Consider the following 14,755-nt stretch of genomic DNA (forward strand, 5'->3'; position numbering starts at 1 on the left):
TAGTTTTTGCCGTTACGAAGCAAACTAATGATGGGAATGGTTGAGAAATGTTTTTTCCTCTTTTTGTTTTTAAAAAATGACAAGATTGTGACAGACAAAATGATATTTACTTTAAATTGAATACAATCTGTAAGCGCTTTAATATAAAGCTATAGCAAGACCAAATCAAAAGGAGGAAAAAGCATGGAAAATCAAACAGGTTTTCGTGTGAAGGTACAACGTTTTGGCAGTTATTTAAGCGGAATGATTATGCCGAACATCGGAGCATTTATTGCGTGGGGAATTATTACTGCGCTATTTATTCCAACAGGTTGGTTGCCAAATGAGACATTCGCTAAGTTAGTTGGCCCAATGATTACGTACTTATTACCGTTATTAATTGGTTATACGGGCGGAAAAATGATTTATGACGTTCGTGGTGGAGTCGTTGGTGCGACAGCGACCATGGGAGTTATTGTTGGTTCAGACATTCCGATGTTTTTAGGGGCAATGATTATGGGACCGCTCGGCGGATATGCGATCAAACAGTTTGATAAACTTTTCCACGGTAAAGTCAAACAAGGTTTTGAAATGTTAGTGAATAACTTTTCAGCAGGTATTATTGGTGGATTACTCACATTAGTCGCTTTCAAAGGAATTGGTCCAGTTGTTTTAGGATTAAACAAAACATTAGCAGCAGGCGTAGAAGCAATTGTTAACGCGAAATTGTTACCTTTAGCAAACATCTTTATTGAACCAGCAAAAGTATTATTTTTAAACAATGCAATTAACCATGGTATTTTAAGCCCGCTTGGTATTGAACAAGCAGCAAAAACAGGAAAATCTATTTTATTCTTGCTTGAAACAAACCCAGGTCCAGGTCTTGGTATTTTACTTGCTTATTGGTTATTCGGAAAAGGGATGGCAAAACAATCAGCGCCAGGTGCGGTGATCATCCATTTCCTCGGAGGAATTCACGAAATTTACTTCCCTTACATTTTAATGCGCCCAGTACTCATCTTAGCTGCAATTGCCGGTGGTGTGAGTGGGGTGTTTACATTCACAGTATTTAATGCAGGTCTTGTGGCAGTTCCATCGCCAGGAAGTATTTTTGCGCTACTTGCTATGACGCCGCGCGGTCATTACTTAGGAGTTCTTGCTGGTGTAATCGTTGCTGCTACCGTTTCTTTCTTAGTGGCATCCTTCTTCTTAAAAACATCAAAACAAGAAGAAGGCGATTTAGAACAAGCAACAGAACAAATGCAACAATTAAAAGGAAAGAAAAGCAGCGTGGCTTCAGCTTTAAGCACTGCGGCGCCAAAACAAGTGAGAAAAATTGTTTTTGCTTGTGATGCAGGAATGGGATCAAGTGCGATGGGTGCTTCCATTATGAGAAACAAAGTGCAAAAAGCTGGACTTGATATTGAAGTAACAAATACAGCGATTAATCAATTGCCAGCGGATGCAGATGTGGTTATTACTCATCAAAATTTAACAGATCGTGCGAAAGAAAAATTGCCAAATGCGTACCACGTATCTGTTGAAAACTTCTTGAATAGTCCAAAATATGATGAATTAATCGAGATGTTAAAAAAAGGTGAATAACGAATAAACAAGCAAAAAGGTAAGTGAACAGCTTACCTTTTTGCTTCTTCCATTTAAAAAATGTCAACATGTAAAATGACGAAAAAGCGCTTTCTATTTGTTGTGATTCAAGAAGAGTGACGGTAAAATTTTTCTTGAAAAGCAAACGTGTTTTTAAAAATTGTCAACAATCGTTGCTAGATGGGAGGTGAGTGTGTGTATATATCAGCGAGAGAAAGAAAAATATTAGATCTTTTATTAGCGAACCCAAAAGGAATTACAGTAGGAGATGTCGCTAAGCAGTTAGATGTAAGCGAGCGAACGGTTCACCGTGATTTAAAAGGTGTTGAACAAGTTGTTGAATCATATGATTTACAACTAATAAAAAAAGCAGGTGTTGGTATTCAAATCATCGGAGAAGAAGAAAAAAAGCGTCAGCTACAAATGCATGTATTTCGTTTATCACATACGGAATATACACCTGAAGAGCGGCAAACGATGATTTTAATTGCTTTATTAGAATCAGGAGAACCGGTAAAGTTAGTCTCTCTTGCGAATGATTTAAACGTAACAGTCGCCACGATCAGCAACGATTTAGACAAAATGGAAGAAAAGGTAGAAAAACACGGCCTTTCCCTCATTCGTAAAAGGGGATATGGGGTCGAAATATGTGGCTCCGAAGCAGCAAAACGTAAAATGATGAGCGAACTGTTATTTGATCATTTTGATGAATCACAATTTCTCTCTTTAATGAAAGAGTCTATTCAAAAAAAGTCAACAGATTTAGTAAATACGGTAACAGAGAAGTTGCTTGGGCTTGTTGATAAAGAAAAATTGTTTATGATCGAACAACAAATTGAAGCGATGAAAGAAAATCTTCCGTTTACGATTGCCGATAGTTCGTATATCGCTCTCGTTATTCATCTGGCATTAGCCATTGAACGCATTGTGCAAGGAGAGGCTATCCATTTTGATGCCCAACATTTGCAAGCGATTCGTGCAACGAAAGAATATGAAACAGCAGAAAAAATCGCAAAAAAATTAGAAGAAGTTTTTCATGTTGTGATTCCCGAAGAAGAAATTGGTTACATCACGATGCATTTAATGGGTGCAAAGTTAAGAACTCGGCGTGGATATATGTTAGAAGAGGCGAGTTTAGCAATCGCGATGAAAGCGCAAGAGCTCATTCGTTTTGTGAGCGATAAAATAGGGATTGATTTAACGGACGACTATCCATTGTACGAAGATTTAATTGTCCATTTAAAACCAGCTTTATATCGTATACAGCATCATATGGGCATTACTAATCCGTTGCTTCATAAAATTATGCAAGATTATAGCGAGTTATTTCATATTGTTCAACAAGGTGTGCGTCACGTATTTTCAGATATCGTTGTGCCGAAAGAAGAAATTGGTTATTTGGTGCTTCATTTTGCATCAGCGTTATTGCGCGAAAAGAAAGGGTTGCGTGCGCTCGTTATTTGTTCAAGCGGAATTGGGACGGCAAAAATATTAGCTACACGTCTCAAACAAGAAATTCCAGATATTTCTCATATTGAACAAAAGTCGTTTTTTGACGTTCGACATATGGATGTGCACGAATACGATTTGATCGTATCAACGATTCCACTTCATACGTCGCAACCATATTTTCTTGTAAATCCGATGTTGCCAGAGGAAGAAGTTGCTGCGATTCGACAGTTTTTAAAAACAAAAACGTTTTCTATCCGTTCTCAAAAGGTGAATTTATCAAAAAAAGGGATTGAAAAAATTCGTTCGATTCATGTCGTGAGTGAAACAATTGTTCAGTTATTAAACGGTTTTTCTATGAGGGAGTTATCTTCCTATTCACTTCAAGACGCGTTAATGCATGCGTGCGCACATCTTGAGCAACACGGAGTGATTCGTAGTAAAGAGCGAGTGGTTGAAGAATTGTTAAGACGGGAGCAAGTCGGTGGATTAGGAATTCCGAATACAACTTTAGCGCTGTATCACACGCGAAGTGAAGATGTGTTACAACCATCTTTTACGATGTATACACTAGTACACCCGCAAATGATCTTAGGTATGGATCAACAGCCGATGACACTGAATCGTCTTTTGTTGTTGTTAGCGCCAAAACATGCACAAGATGATATGTTGCAAGTGCTTAGTCATGTTAGCTCGCTCATCATTAAAGATGAAGAAACTATGGAATTATTTTCAAAAGGAAGTAAAGAACAAATTTATGCGTTTGTCAGTGTACAATTAGAAAAATTTTTTTACGAACAACTTCAACAGCACAAGGAGTGAATGATCGTGACAGTATTAAAAAAAGAAAATATCGTACTAGGTGCAGATGTGAAAACGAAAGAAGAAGCGATTCAATTAGCAGGACGTATTCTAGTTGAACGCGGGTACGTAGAGGAGTCTTATATCGACAAAATGTTTGAGAGAGAAGCATTAACTTCAACATATATGGGGAATTTTGTAGCGATTCCGCACGGCACGGAAGAAGCAAAAAAACTTGTGAAACAAGCAGGTTTATCCATTGTTCAAGTGCCGAACGGCGTTGATTTTGGAGGAGGAAATATCGTTAAAGTTTTAATCGGTATTGCAGGTAAAGATAATGAGCATTTAGAAATTCTTTCAAAAGTTGCGATTGTATGTTCAGAAGAAGAAAACATTCAAAAGATGATTAAAGCAACGACGGAAGATGAGATTTTATCACTATTAAATGAGGTGGAATAATATGTTAGCTGTCCATTTTGGTGCAGGGAATATAGGAAGAGGATTTATCGGAAGTTTATTATCTCAGTCAGGATACGATGTGGTGTTTGTTGATGTAAACGATAAAGTTGTACAAGCGCTTCAACAAAGAAGGCAATATGAAGTGATCATCGCGGGAGAGACGACAGAAAAACAAGTTGTTCGTAACGTATCGGCATTGCATAGTCAACATCAACAAAGTGAAATTATTGATCATATTGCGCGCGCTGATTTAGTAACAACAGCTGTTGGTCCAAACGTATTACCGCTTATTTCACCGACGATTGCGGAAGGATTAAAGAAGCGATTAACAGATCAGCCTGTGCATATTATCGCTTGCGAAAACATGATTGGTGGCAGTGAACATTTAAAGAAATATGTATGGGAACACTTATCAGAACAAGAACAAGCGTCCTTAAAAGACAAATGTGCCTTTTTAAATTGTGCGGTTGACCGTATCGTTCCAAATCAGACCCATGAAGATCCGTTAACTGTTGTCGTTGAACCATTTTTCGAATGGGTTATTGAGACGAAAGAAGTAATTGGAAATATTCCACACATTATTGGGGCTCATTTTGTTGATGATTTACAACCATACATCGAAAGAAAGTTGTTTACTGTCAATACAGGTCATGCACTCGTTGCTTACTTGGGGTATCGTAAAAAATATGAAACAATTCATGAAGCGATGGCGGACGATGATATTTTTGGCGATGTGACAAATGCTTTACGTGAATCAGGACGAGTGCTCGTTCATCAATACGGTTGGGATGAAGCTGAACATCAAGCATATATTGATAAAATTGTTCAAAGATTTATGAATCCTTCCATGACAGATGAAGTGACACGGGTGGCTCGTTCTCCAATTCGTAAACTCGGACCGAACGATCGACTCATTCGTCCAGCGATGACATATTACGAATGCTTTGGAGGAGTTCCTACATCTTTAGCAAAAGGAATCGCAGCGTTGTTATTATTTGACTATGAAGGGGATCCAGAAGCAGTACAGCTCCAGCAAACGATCAACGAAAGCGGAGTAGAGGGAGCGCTTGAAAAGTACGCCCAACTTTCATTCGATCATCCGCTTGTTGCAGAAATCAAAAAACAAATGCTCCATATATAAGAGCCATCTTGACGCAGATGGCTCTTTTACATCGATCTCTTTTTGAAAAGGGTACGAATCATTTCAGCAATCATTCCAACCACTATACCGAACACTGAAATAACGAGAAAAGAAATGATGCTTGTCAGATCACTCCACCCATCGTGCATACGGGTAAACGAAATAAACAAAACATAAACAATTCCGATAGTAAAGAAAGAAGAGCATACGACGACAAACGTTTTTTTACCGAAAAAACCACTTATTCCGATGATGCATGATGAAATAAGGGAAATGATCCCAAAACCGACGAGCTGCTTATCGTCCAATTCCACATTCAGTAATAAACGAGATGCGATCAACACGCAAAACAAGAGGAAAAACAAAAAAGCGGCGACGCCATACCACTGCCTTGACCGACTCTCAGGAAGTTTTATCATCGCTGTCACTCCTTTGTCATTTTCCTTATTATATCGTACGATTGATTTTGTTGAATAGAGGGATGCAAAATTTCTCTTATTGCCTATCGTTTTTGTTTACAATAGAATGATAAAGTCAAACGATTATGTAACAGGTAAACTAAACCGTTTATGACGACGAAATCATCGGACACAGGCTTAGGGTTAACGATTGTGAAACGAATGATTGAAAACCAAGGCGGAACGATTGCGCTTCATGACAGTTCGGAGAAAGGAACGACGTTTGTCATCAGCTTGCCCATTGGGCGAAAAGAAGAATAGAAAAAGGTGTCCGTTACGGGCACCTTTTTCTATCCATTTTTTATCTCCATATAAAAAGCGGTTAAAAATTTTTTTACGTTAATTCGGCATTTTGTTGCTTTTTCGCCGGCTTCTAACTCTTGCATGCGCAGGCGAATTTCTTCAAAGTCAAACAAGCGTGGAGCGAAATGTTCAAATGTTGGGTTTGTGTAGTCGGCTAATCCGAGCGATGATAAATGTGTAAACGCTTGTAACACCATGCGGCGAATGCGTTGTTCCATGGCACGTATTTCTTTTTGAACTAATGGTTCCTCTTTATATACCCGTTGCAATGTTTGGGCATACAGCTCTTTTAATGGTGGCAGGTCATGAATCGATCTCCCTTGCTGTTCTTGCTCAAAAAGCCAACGTATAATAGCTAATAAGTCGGCTGTTCCTGTTTCGCCAGCGATGCCTAAAACGAGAAGAAGCTGTCGGGCTTTTTGTTCGAGCGTTGGTTCATGATTGGTGGCTGTTGGTTGTTTTGTATTTTCTAACGTTTGCACGAGGCGACGAATCGAGTCGAGCGATGAAGCGACAGAAAGGTAATCGGCGACCCGTTTTAAAACGAAGACGACTTCGTAACGATTAATCGGTTTATGAATGTATGTATCGATGCCGTGAAGATACGCTTGACCAATCATTTCTTTATTTTCTACTTGAGAAATCATAACAAATGGACCGGTAAACCCTTGGGCACGCAACTTTTTCATCGTTTGAATACCATCAAGCCCTGGCATAAGCAAATCGATAAGCACGACATCGACAGCATATAGCTGATCGATCGATACATCTAGTCCATCTTCCGCTTGCCCCACAACTTCTCCAAGTCCGCTTTCATGAATCATTTTCTCTAACATTTTTCTTACAACTGCGTCATCTTCAATGAGAAAAAAGCGCATGGCATCCTCTCCTTATAGTTGTTTGCTAGGAATGTTGATTTGAAATTGTGTCCGACCGTGTTCATCGGTTGTTAATGCGATTTTTCCGTTGAAACTATGAACAATTTCTTTTGCGTGCGTCAGCCCAATGCCAGTGGACGGGTTGCCGTGCTCATCGTATTTGGTTGTAAACCCAAGCTCAAACACCCAATTGCGCTCGTCTTCCGGGATTCCAGGACCGGAATCGGTGACGGTAAAGACAAGATCGCCGCCATCAAGATCGGCGCGAAGATGAATCCATCCCGATGACGGAATCGCCTCTACCGCATTGGCAACTAAATTATTTAAAACGGAAAGAAAAGCGTAAACGTGCCGAGTCGATAAGTCGAGATCGCACGTCCATTGAAACGCAATTTCTTTTTTTAGCAATTCCGCGTATTTTTCATTCGCTCGAACGACCATGCTACAAAGTTCGGCAATCGACAAATGTAAATCGCGTTGTTCTTGGTTCATTAATTCTGACAGACCAGCTAAAATGCGCTGCGAGTCTTTTTTAACTTCGTGAACATGTTCTGCGATATAGAGCGCCATGCTCGGCTCAACAGCTTCCCCGTCCATTAACCTTGTGTATAGTTCGTAGCTTTTGCGTGTAATGTCTTCCATATGGCTCATTGATTTACGTAAATAAAATGCTTCTTCATAGAGGCTGGCGTTCATCATGACAAGCCGTTCAATCTCTTGCCGCCGCGCTTCTCCCAACGTTTGCATTTGCTGAATCATTAATATGTTATATAGTCCGACAACACAAAAACTTCGTAAAATTCCGAACAAAATGAGCATAAAAACCGTTTCATGCGTCATGGCGATCGTTTCTCCTGTTAGATGGCGAACAAACAGCTCAACGATATTTGAAGCGAAATCAATGCTTGCGCCAAGCAGCGCAACATGAATGGGAAACTCCATATAATGACGAAGGCGAAGCACGTGAACAAATAGGGCAAAAGCGACATAATAGCACGCGGCAGGCAGATGAGAAAGCAGGCTGTCGCTCCAAGAAACGTCGCTCATCAGTAGGTCAATGCTAGTCCGAAACAGGGAAATAAAAAGCCCTGTCAGTAATCCTGTCCATACAACTGGCACCGTTCGAAACCAAATAAGCCCGAAAAAGAAAACGGCGCTTCCGAGCGAAAAGCGAAACGAACTCCCAAACGGATTCACTTTCATTTCTCCGAAAAAAGCAGTAGCGATGATGAGAAGGAAGATTAGTAGCATCCGTTCGCGCATAGGTGATCTCCCGTGTTTTTCATTTATTTTTATCGTATCAGCCGTTGGATGTTCTTGTAAAGATTGTTTTTATCGGAGTTTTTTTAAACAAAAATACTAAAAAATCAAAAGAACATATTAAAAAAAAAAACAATTTTGGATTATTATTATCTTAAGGATTATGATCTTGGAGGGATGACGATGCCTACCGTTTCTGTTAAGCAGTATTTTCAACAGAAACCAAATTCTTATGTTCCTACGATTGTAACTACAAAACCTTCTGGCACTGTGACAGCATCAGTGTCATATACACCAGAAAAAGCAACTATTTCTAAAGATGTTGTAACGATTAGCGATGCTGCTAAGAGAGCTTATGAACAGATGGTTTCTAAAAATCAAGTTTCTAACACGTTAACCAATCAAGTTGTTCAACCAATTACTCCTTCGATACCTTCTTCAGTTAGCGTGTCTACTAACTTTAATCAACAGAAAGGTATTGTGTACGGTACTAAAAAAGTATATCAAAGTGCAGTTTCCGACAATGCTTCTCACGCTTCAACAAATATAATGGCGAATAAAACGTCTCCTGCTGTTATTCAAGGAGTAGGGAATAAAGATTCAGGAAACTTTGAAATAAAAACAGCAGCTAGCACCTCAACAAAGACAACACATCATGTGCAAACAGTTACAGTTCAAGCCTTAGCCAATAAAAAATCGGATGCTACAGATGTAAAAACATTAGTGGAGCGATTAAACGATTTGGAAAAACTCACGGATTCGTACTTGAGGGAGCTACAAAAGAATCCAAGAACGAACGTTTCACGCAAACCAGTTGAAATAAATGATTACAACCTAGAATTTATAAGACATAATTCTAAAGTGTATGCTGGATTTAAATGGGCTATCACCGCTGGGACAATAGATGGAAGGCATGTTCAGTACGTTGAATCCAAAAGCAAAAGCTTAAGTAAATTCTTTGAACCGAATGGTGAAGGGGCATTTTTAAAAGATCCTGTGACTGGGAGCAAAATCGATTTCTTGCATATGGCTGCAACATTAGATGGAATATTATCAGTGTCTCTAATTCCTGATGACTTATCTGGATGGGCTGGGGATTTGCAAACTGCAGTCATAGACCTTCAGCGGAATACAAACGATTCGAATGATCTGAAGATTCTTCAGAAAGAAGCTAAAAAGATTATAGGTGGGAATAGTTCGTTTTCTACCTCCGATTTGCTGGCAGATATAGACGCTGTGAATATTGCAAATATGATAAGAGAAAATTCTAAACTACATTTGTCCGACGCTATTGAAAAATATTATTCAAAATCTGGGGAAGTGAATAGACGGTTTAGTGAGTTTATTGAATCGTTCGGAGGAAAAAAGGGTTCAAAGAAGCTGTCAATAATGTTAATTTAAAAACCGGACCTATTGTAATGGATAGTGGCAATTTTGAGAATTATGGAATTCCGACAGATAACCAAGTGAAAGCCATTCGTGAAGCTTTCATTAATCATGTGCTAGATCAAGCAGCCAAAGAAAAGAAATAAGCGTGCTCCTCATAATTCATCTAAAGGGAAAGGAAATGCCTTATGAATCTTTTGAAACAAACAAGAAGCAAGGCGATTATTTATAGTTCTTTATGTTTGTCTGTTATCTTGTTCATTTATGCGATCAGCACGTTAATTATTGGTCCAAATATAATGAATACTTGGTTGGCTACTATAGCTAGGGGCTTGGTTGCGATTATTTTTGGAGCGGTTTTTCTTAAGAAAACAAAAGGGGAAATGGATAAAAAAATTCGTTTTTTTAGAGTATTTATTTGGATATGCACTTCTTTCATCGTTTTATGCATCTTATTTGTCGTATTCCTGTATTTAGTTTTTTAACGTTCCATTGGCGCTAAAAGGATATAAGTCTCATCGCTTCCAAAACTTTTCGGATATTTAAGGAAGTGATGAGACTTGTTATGTTTATATGTGTTTATGCTCAAGTTTTCTAGAAACGAGCGAAAGGGAGTAGTTGACGACAAAATACATGACGGCAACTAATAAGAAAATCGGAATGACGTAGTTGACGTTTTGCCCGTTAATAATTTGGGCATGGTTCATTAATTCCGGCAGGGCAATGACGACAGCGAGCGACGTATCTTTCAAAAGGGAAATAAACTGCCCGACAATCGGCGGAACCATTCGGCGCAACGCCTGTGGCAAAACGATATGCCATAGCGTTTGCGTATAGGTGAGCCCCGATGACCGTGCGGCTTCGATTTGTCCTTTTTCAATCGAATTCAGCCCGCTTCGCACAATTTCTGATAGCATCGCCGATTCGAAAATGACGAGCGCTAAAATAGCCGCATAAAACTTATCGAGTTTGAATCCGACTTCCGGAAGAGCAAAATACGTAAAGAAAATAATTAATAAAAGCGGCAAGTTCCGAATTGTTTCCACTCCGACGGCAAGCACCGGAGAAAGAAAAGGAATACGGCTGTAACGCAGCACGCCAATAACGATGCCAATTAAAAAACTAAAGAAAATCGAGAGAAAGGCAACTTCTAGTGTAACAACAAATCCCTCTAATAAAAATTTTAAATGTGCGGGAGCATATGCACCAACAAAATCCATCTCTCACTCCACCTTTACCGACTTTTTGCTAAGCGGCGTTCTAATGCGCCAACCCCTAAGCTTAATGGAATCGTTAAAAGCAAATAAAACAACGCAACGAAAATATACACATCGAACGTGACAAACGTTTCCGAAGAGATTAAGTCGCCGAAATACATTAAATCAAGCCCAGCGATGACTCCGAGAACCGATGAGTTTTTGACAAGGTTAATAAACTGGTTGCCCATCGGTGGGATAACAATTTTTACGGCCTGTGGCAAAATGATATACCACATCGCTTGTAAATAGGTGAGCCCTGATGAGCGCGCGGCTTCCATTTGCCCTTTTGGCACAGCAAGAATGCCGGCACGAATGACTTCGGCGATAAATGCAGCCGTATAAACGGTTAGCCCTAGCGTACCTGCGGTAAACGAATCAAAGCGAATGCCGATGGCAGGCAACCCAACAAAAAAGACGAATACAATTAAAATGAGCGGAATGTTGCGAATAAATTCGACATAGGCAGCGCCAATCCAGTTTAATGGGCGAATAGGGGCGATACGAAAAACCGCCATCACTGTCCCGATGGCTAAGCTGCCGATTAACGCGAGGACACTCGCCTTTAATGTATTGGCAAACCCTTGCATATACACATCCCAATGGTCGATAAGAATCGAATAGTCGAGCATCTTGTTGCCCCCTTTCCACTTAACAAGAGATGAGCGGATCGTTTCCGCTCATCGTCATGTCATTATTGTTTTGGCTTTTCGCCAATCCATTTTTCATAAATTTTATCGTATTCGCCGTTTGCTTTAATTTCTTTTAAATATTCGTTGATGACATCTAATAATTCTTTATCGCCTTTGCGAACCGCAATTCCGTATGGCTCTTCCGAGAACGTTTCATCGACGACGCGGAAGTTTGGATCTTGTTTTGCCATTCCGAACAATAACGCATTGTCTGTCGTGAGCGCATCGCCTTGTCCAGCTTTCAATGCGGTAAATGCTTCCGCGTAGTTTTCAAACTCTAAAACCGTTGCTTTTGGTGCTTTTGCTCGAATGTTTTGTGCGGAAGTCGAGCCTTTTGCCGTTAATACCGTCACGCCTTCTTTATTCACATCAGCAATTCCGTTAATGTTGCTATCTTTTTTGACGAGTAGCGATTGGCCAGCCATGAAATAAACGTCTGAGAAATCAACTTCTTTTTTTCGTTCTTCTGTAATTGTCATTGTTGCAATAATCGCATCAATTTCACCGTTGTTTAACATCGGAATACGCGTTTTTGACGTGACTTCTTTTAGCTCAATTTTGTTTTCATCGCCAAGAATTTTTTTCGCTAATCCTTTCGCGATGTCGATATCAAATCCTTCTACTTCACCCGTTTGCGGATTTTTTAAACCGAAAAGGTTGAGGTCGTATTTGACGCCGACGACTAATTTTCCGCGTTCTTTAATTTTGTCTAACGTCGTTTCTGCTGCTTGTTCTTTTTTGTTGTCGGTTTTGTTTTCTGTCGTTGTTTCGCTACTGCAGCCGACTAAGGCAGTGGCGCTAAGCATAGCGACAAGCCCAAGCCCAATCATTTTTTTCCAAATCGTTTTGAACATGAAAAATTTCCCCCTTATTTATTAATGATTTAAAATCCGGCTAAGAAACAGGCGCGCTCGTTCTTCGCGCGGATGAGCAAAAAACTGTTCTGGCGGTGCTTCTTCTAAAATTCTCCCTTGGTCCATAAAGACGATGCGGTCAGCGACTTCTCGTGCAAACCCCATTTCGTGCGTGACGACGACCATCGTCATTCCTTCTTTCGCAAGCGTTTTCATAACGTCGAGCACTTCACCAATTGTCTCAGGGTCAAGCGCAGAAGTCGGTTCGTCAAATAGCATAATTTTCGGTTTCATCGCTAGTCCTCTAGCGATGGCGACGCGCTGTTGTTGACCGCCAGACAATGCTGTCGGATAGGCGTTCGCCTTATCAGGAATGCCGACTTTTTCTAAATAGTACATCGCAGTTTCTTTTGCTTCTTTTTCAGGCACACCGAGCACTTTCATCGGTGCAAGTGTAATGTTTTGCAAGACAGTTTTGTGCGGATATAAGTTAAAATGTTGAAAAACCATGCCGATGTTGCGGCGCAGTTTATTAATATCAGTGTTTTTATCGTTCACTTTCACGCCATTAACGATGAGCTCTCCGCTTGTGATCGTTTCAAGGCGATTAATACAACGGACTAACGTACTTTTTCCAGAACCAGACGGACCGATAATGACGACAACTTCGCCTTGTTTGATAGTAAGATTAATATCTTTTAAGACGTGAAAGTCTCCATAATGTTTATTCACTTGATGGAAGTAAATCAATACGTTCCCTCCTTTCTTTTTTAAAAAATTTTGAATTGAATGTGAAGTTAAACTATGATTAAGTGTAAAATCAAACTACGAAAAACGACAGAAACTAACAGAAACATTTAAAAAATTTTTATTTTCCTGTATTTATTTCGAAAATAAAATATTCTGATGTTTAATTTGAAAACATTTGTGATGTTTGTTAAATCGTTATAAAATTCAACTATCTGCAATTAAAAACAGGGGGAGAGAATATGAGTGCAATCATTCTATTTTTGTTAGCAGGTCTTGCCGAAATTGGTGGAGGGTATCTTATATGGCTTTGGCTGCGTGAAGGAAAGCAAGCCATGTACGGAATTGCTGGGGGAATATGTTTAGCATTATACGGTGTCATTGCGACGTTTCAATCGTTTCCATCGTTCGGGCGAGTATATGCGGCATACGGAGGCGTTTTCATTATTTTATCTTTACTATGGGGATGGGGGATCGACAAAAAAACGCCAGATTTGTATGATTGGATTGGAGGTGTTATATGTTTAGTCGGTGTGGCAGTCATGCTTTGGGCACCGAGACAGTAAGGGGGGTCAACATGCCTTTAACATATGAACAAATTGTACGAGTTTGTAAACAAATTAATGAAAAGCATATGCCGAATGGACAAGCGTTTGTTGACGCAGTCGATACGTGGTTGGAACGGTACGAAGGAGAAAACGGGAAGGAGTTTATGTTTCTAGCCTTTAAACAATTGCTTTTTCTTGTTGATGAACATATTCAAACGATTGAGCGCAAAGTAAATATTCATCCGACTTGTGCAGAAGGGTGCGCATATTGTTGTTATTTTCCAATCATTACGACGCGTGCAGAAGCAAAATGGATCAAGATGAAAATTGCTGAGCTACCTAAAAAGGAACAGGAGCGGCTTGATCAACATATACAATGGTATGGTGAACATTATGCTGATAAAATAAAGCGAGTGAACGTGTTAGATTTTACAGAAGATCGTCGCTTTAAAGAAACGTACATGAAAGAACAATTGCCATGTATATTTTTAAATCAAGAAACAAATGCATGTCTCATTTACGAAGTAAGACCAATGCCATGTCGTACGTACTTAAACTACTGCTCGCCCAACGTATGCGCCGAATCATATATGCCTGACGAACCGTTTAGTTATGAATTTTTATATGAGTTTTATATTGAAGCGCTTCACGATCTCATTCAAACGCTCGTTTATGAAGGAGAAGATATCGGGATTGATTATCCAGACGACTTGTTTGACATGGACTATTTGTTTCGTTTTTTTATAGATGAAAAGAAATAAGCCTAGCACGGATCAAGGTGCTAGGCATGGTTATTTAAATCAGTTGCTCATATACTTCATTTAAATGATGGACGCGAACAGCGTCTCAGCTTGTCGACAAAGTCGACAAGCTGGTTTAATATATAGGTACAAGGGTATTTTTATAGGAGGGGGAAATCGGATGCTTCAACGTCATCAA

14 protein-coding genes and 1 pseudogene are annotated in these 14,755 nt (G+C 39.6%); 8 read left to right on the top strand and 7 right to left on the bottom strand.

Annotated elements, in window-relative coordinates; genetic code table 11:
- The first annotated feature begins 183 nt into the window (after window positions 1–183).
- From HNR43_RS12670 to HNR43_RS12685, 4 genes are all read left to right on the top strand, one after another.
- Window positions 184–1,584 (top strand): PTS mannitol transporter subunit IIBC, encoded by a 1,401-nt coding sequence (locus HNR43_RS12670; RefSeq protein WP_183244316.1) that lies wholly within the window; start codon window positions 184–186, stop codon window positions 1,582–1,584.
- A 195-nt stretch (window positions 1,585–1,779) separates the two neighbouring features.
- Entirely contained in the window at window positions 1,780–3,855 is a 2,076-nt protein-coding gene (locus tag HNR43_RS12675; RefSeq protein WP_183244318.1) for a PRD domain-containing protein, read from the top strand.
- Window positions 3,856–4,293: a PTS mannitol transporter subunit IIA gene (locus tag HNR43_RS12680; RefSeq protein WP_183244320.1), complete on the top strand. Its 438-nt coding sequence runs from the start codon at window positions 3,856–3,858 to the stop codon at window positions 4,291–4,293.
- A 1-nt stretch (window position 4,294) separates the two neighbouring features.
- Complete coding sequence (locus HNR43_RS12685) at window positions 4,295–5,434, top strand: mannitol-1-phosphate 5-dehydrogenase (protein WP_183244322.1); 1,140 nt, start codon at window positions 4,295–4,297, stop codon at window positions 5,432–5,434.
- Between the two features lie 26 nt (window positions 5,435–5,460).
- Here HNR43_RS12685 and HNR43_RS12690 read toward each other — a convergent pair whose 3' ends face one another.
- Entirely contained in the window at window positions 5,461–5,853 is a 393-nt protein-coding gene (locus HNR43_RS12690) for a permease (protein ID WP_183244324.1), read from the bottom strand.
- A gap of 141 nt (window positions 5,854–5,994) precedes the next feature.
- Between HNR43_RS12690 and HNR43_RS12695 the strand changes: the two are divergent.
- Window positions 5,995–6,153, top strand: a pseudogene (locus HNR43_RS12695) (ATP-binding protein); the annotation flags it as partial.
- 29 nt (window positions 6,154–6,182) lie between these two features.
- On the opposite strand, the gene HNR43_RS12700 reads toward HNR43_RS12695, so the two are convergent.
- Both HNR43_RS12700 and HNR43_RS12705 read right to left on the bottom strand, forming a co-directional pair.
- Complete coding sequence (locus tag HNR43_RS12700) at window positions 6,183–7,073, bottom strand: response regulator (protein WP_183244326.1); 891 nt, start codon at window positions 7,071–7,073, stop codon at window positions 6,183–6,185.
- Between the two features lie 12 nt (window positions 7,074–7,085).
- The gene (locus HNR43_RS12705; RefSeq protein ID WP_183244328.1) at window positions 7,086–8,336 is read right to left on the bottom strand and encodes a sensor histidine kinase; all 1,251 of its coding nucleotides are present in this window, start codon (window positions 8,334–8,336) and stop codon (window positions 7,086–7,088) included.
- 180 nt (window positions 8,337–8,516) lie between these two features.
- Here HNR43_RS12705 and HNR43_RS12710 point away from each other — a divergent pair, with 180 nt between their 5' ends.
- A complete protein-coding gene (locus HNR43_RS12710; protein ID WP_183244330.1) occupies window positions 8,517–9,734 on the top strand; it encodes a hypothetical protein in 1,218 nt (405 codons plus the stop codon).
- A gap of 554 nt (window positions 9,735–10,288) precedes the next feature.
- Here the strand turns inward: HNR43_RS12710 and HNR43_RS12715 are convergent.
- From HNR43_RS12715 to HNR43_RS12730, 4 genes are all read right to left on the bottom strand, one after another.
- Window positions 10,289–10,939 carry an amino acid ABC transporter permease gene (locus tag HNR43_RS12715; RefSeq protein WP_183244331.1) on the bottom strand — a complete coding sequence of 217 codons (651 nt, stop codon included), beginning with the start codon at window positions 10,937–10,939 and terminating at the stop codon, window positions 10,289–10,291.
- A 14-nt stretch (window positions 10,940–10,953) separates the two neighbouring features.
- Window positions 10,954–11,607, bottom strand: a complete 654-nt coding sequence (locus HNR43_RS12720; protein WP_183244333.1) for an amino acid ABC transporter permease — start codon at window positions 11,605–11,607, stop codon at window positions 10,954–10,956.
- Between the two features lie 62 nt (window positions 11,608–11,669).
- Complete coding sequence (locus HNR43_RS12725; protein ID WP_183244335.1) at window positions 11,670–12,521, bottom strand: glutamate ABC transporter substrate-binding protein; 852 nt, start codon at window positions 12,519–12,521, stop codon at window positions 11,670–11,672.
- 21 nt (window positions 12,522–12,542) lie between these two features.
- Window positions 12,543–13,271, bottom strand: a complete 729-nt coding sequence (locus HNR43_RS12730; protein ID WP_183244337.1) for an amino acid ABC transporter ATP-binding protein — start codon at window positions 13,269–13,271, stop codon at window positions 12,543–12,545.
- Between the two features lie 239 nt (window positions 13,272–13,510).
- Between HNR43_RS12730 and HNR43_RS12735 the strand changes: the two genes are divergently transcribed.
- Both HNR43_RS12735 and HNR43_RS12740 read left to right on the top strand, forming a co-directional pair.
- Window positions 13,511–13,834, top strand: coding sequence for a YnfA family protein (locus tag HNR43_RS12735; RefSeq protein ID WP_183244339.1), 324 nt, complete (start codon window positions 13,511–13,513; stop codon window positions 13,832–13,834).
- Window positions 13,835–13,845: 11 nt separating this feature from the next.
- Entirely contained in the window at window positions 13,846–14,577 is a 732-nt protein-coding gene (locus tag HNR43_RS12740; RefSeq protein ID WP_183244341.1) for a YkgJ family cysteine cluster protein, read from the top strand.
- The last annotated feature ends 178 nt before the right edge of the window (window positions 14,578–14,755 follow it).

It is taken from the genome of Anoxybacillus mongoliensis (genome assembly GCF_014201515.1).
Taxonomy (GTDB): domain Bacteria; phylum Bacillota; class Bacilli; order Bacillales; family Anoxybacillaceae; genus Anoxybacillus; species Anoxybacillus mongoliensis.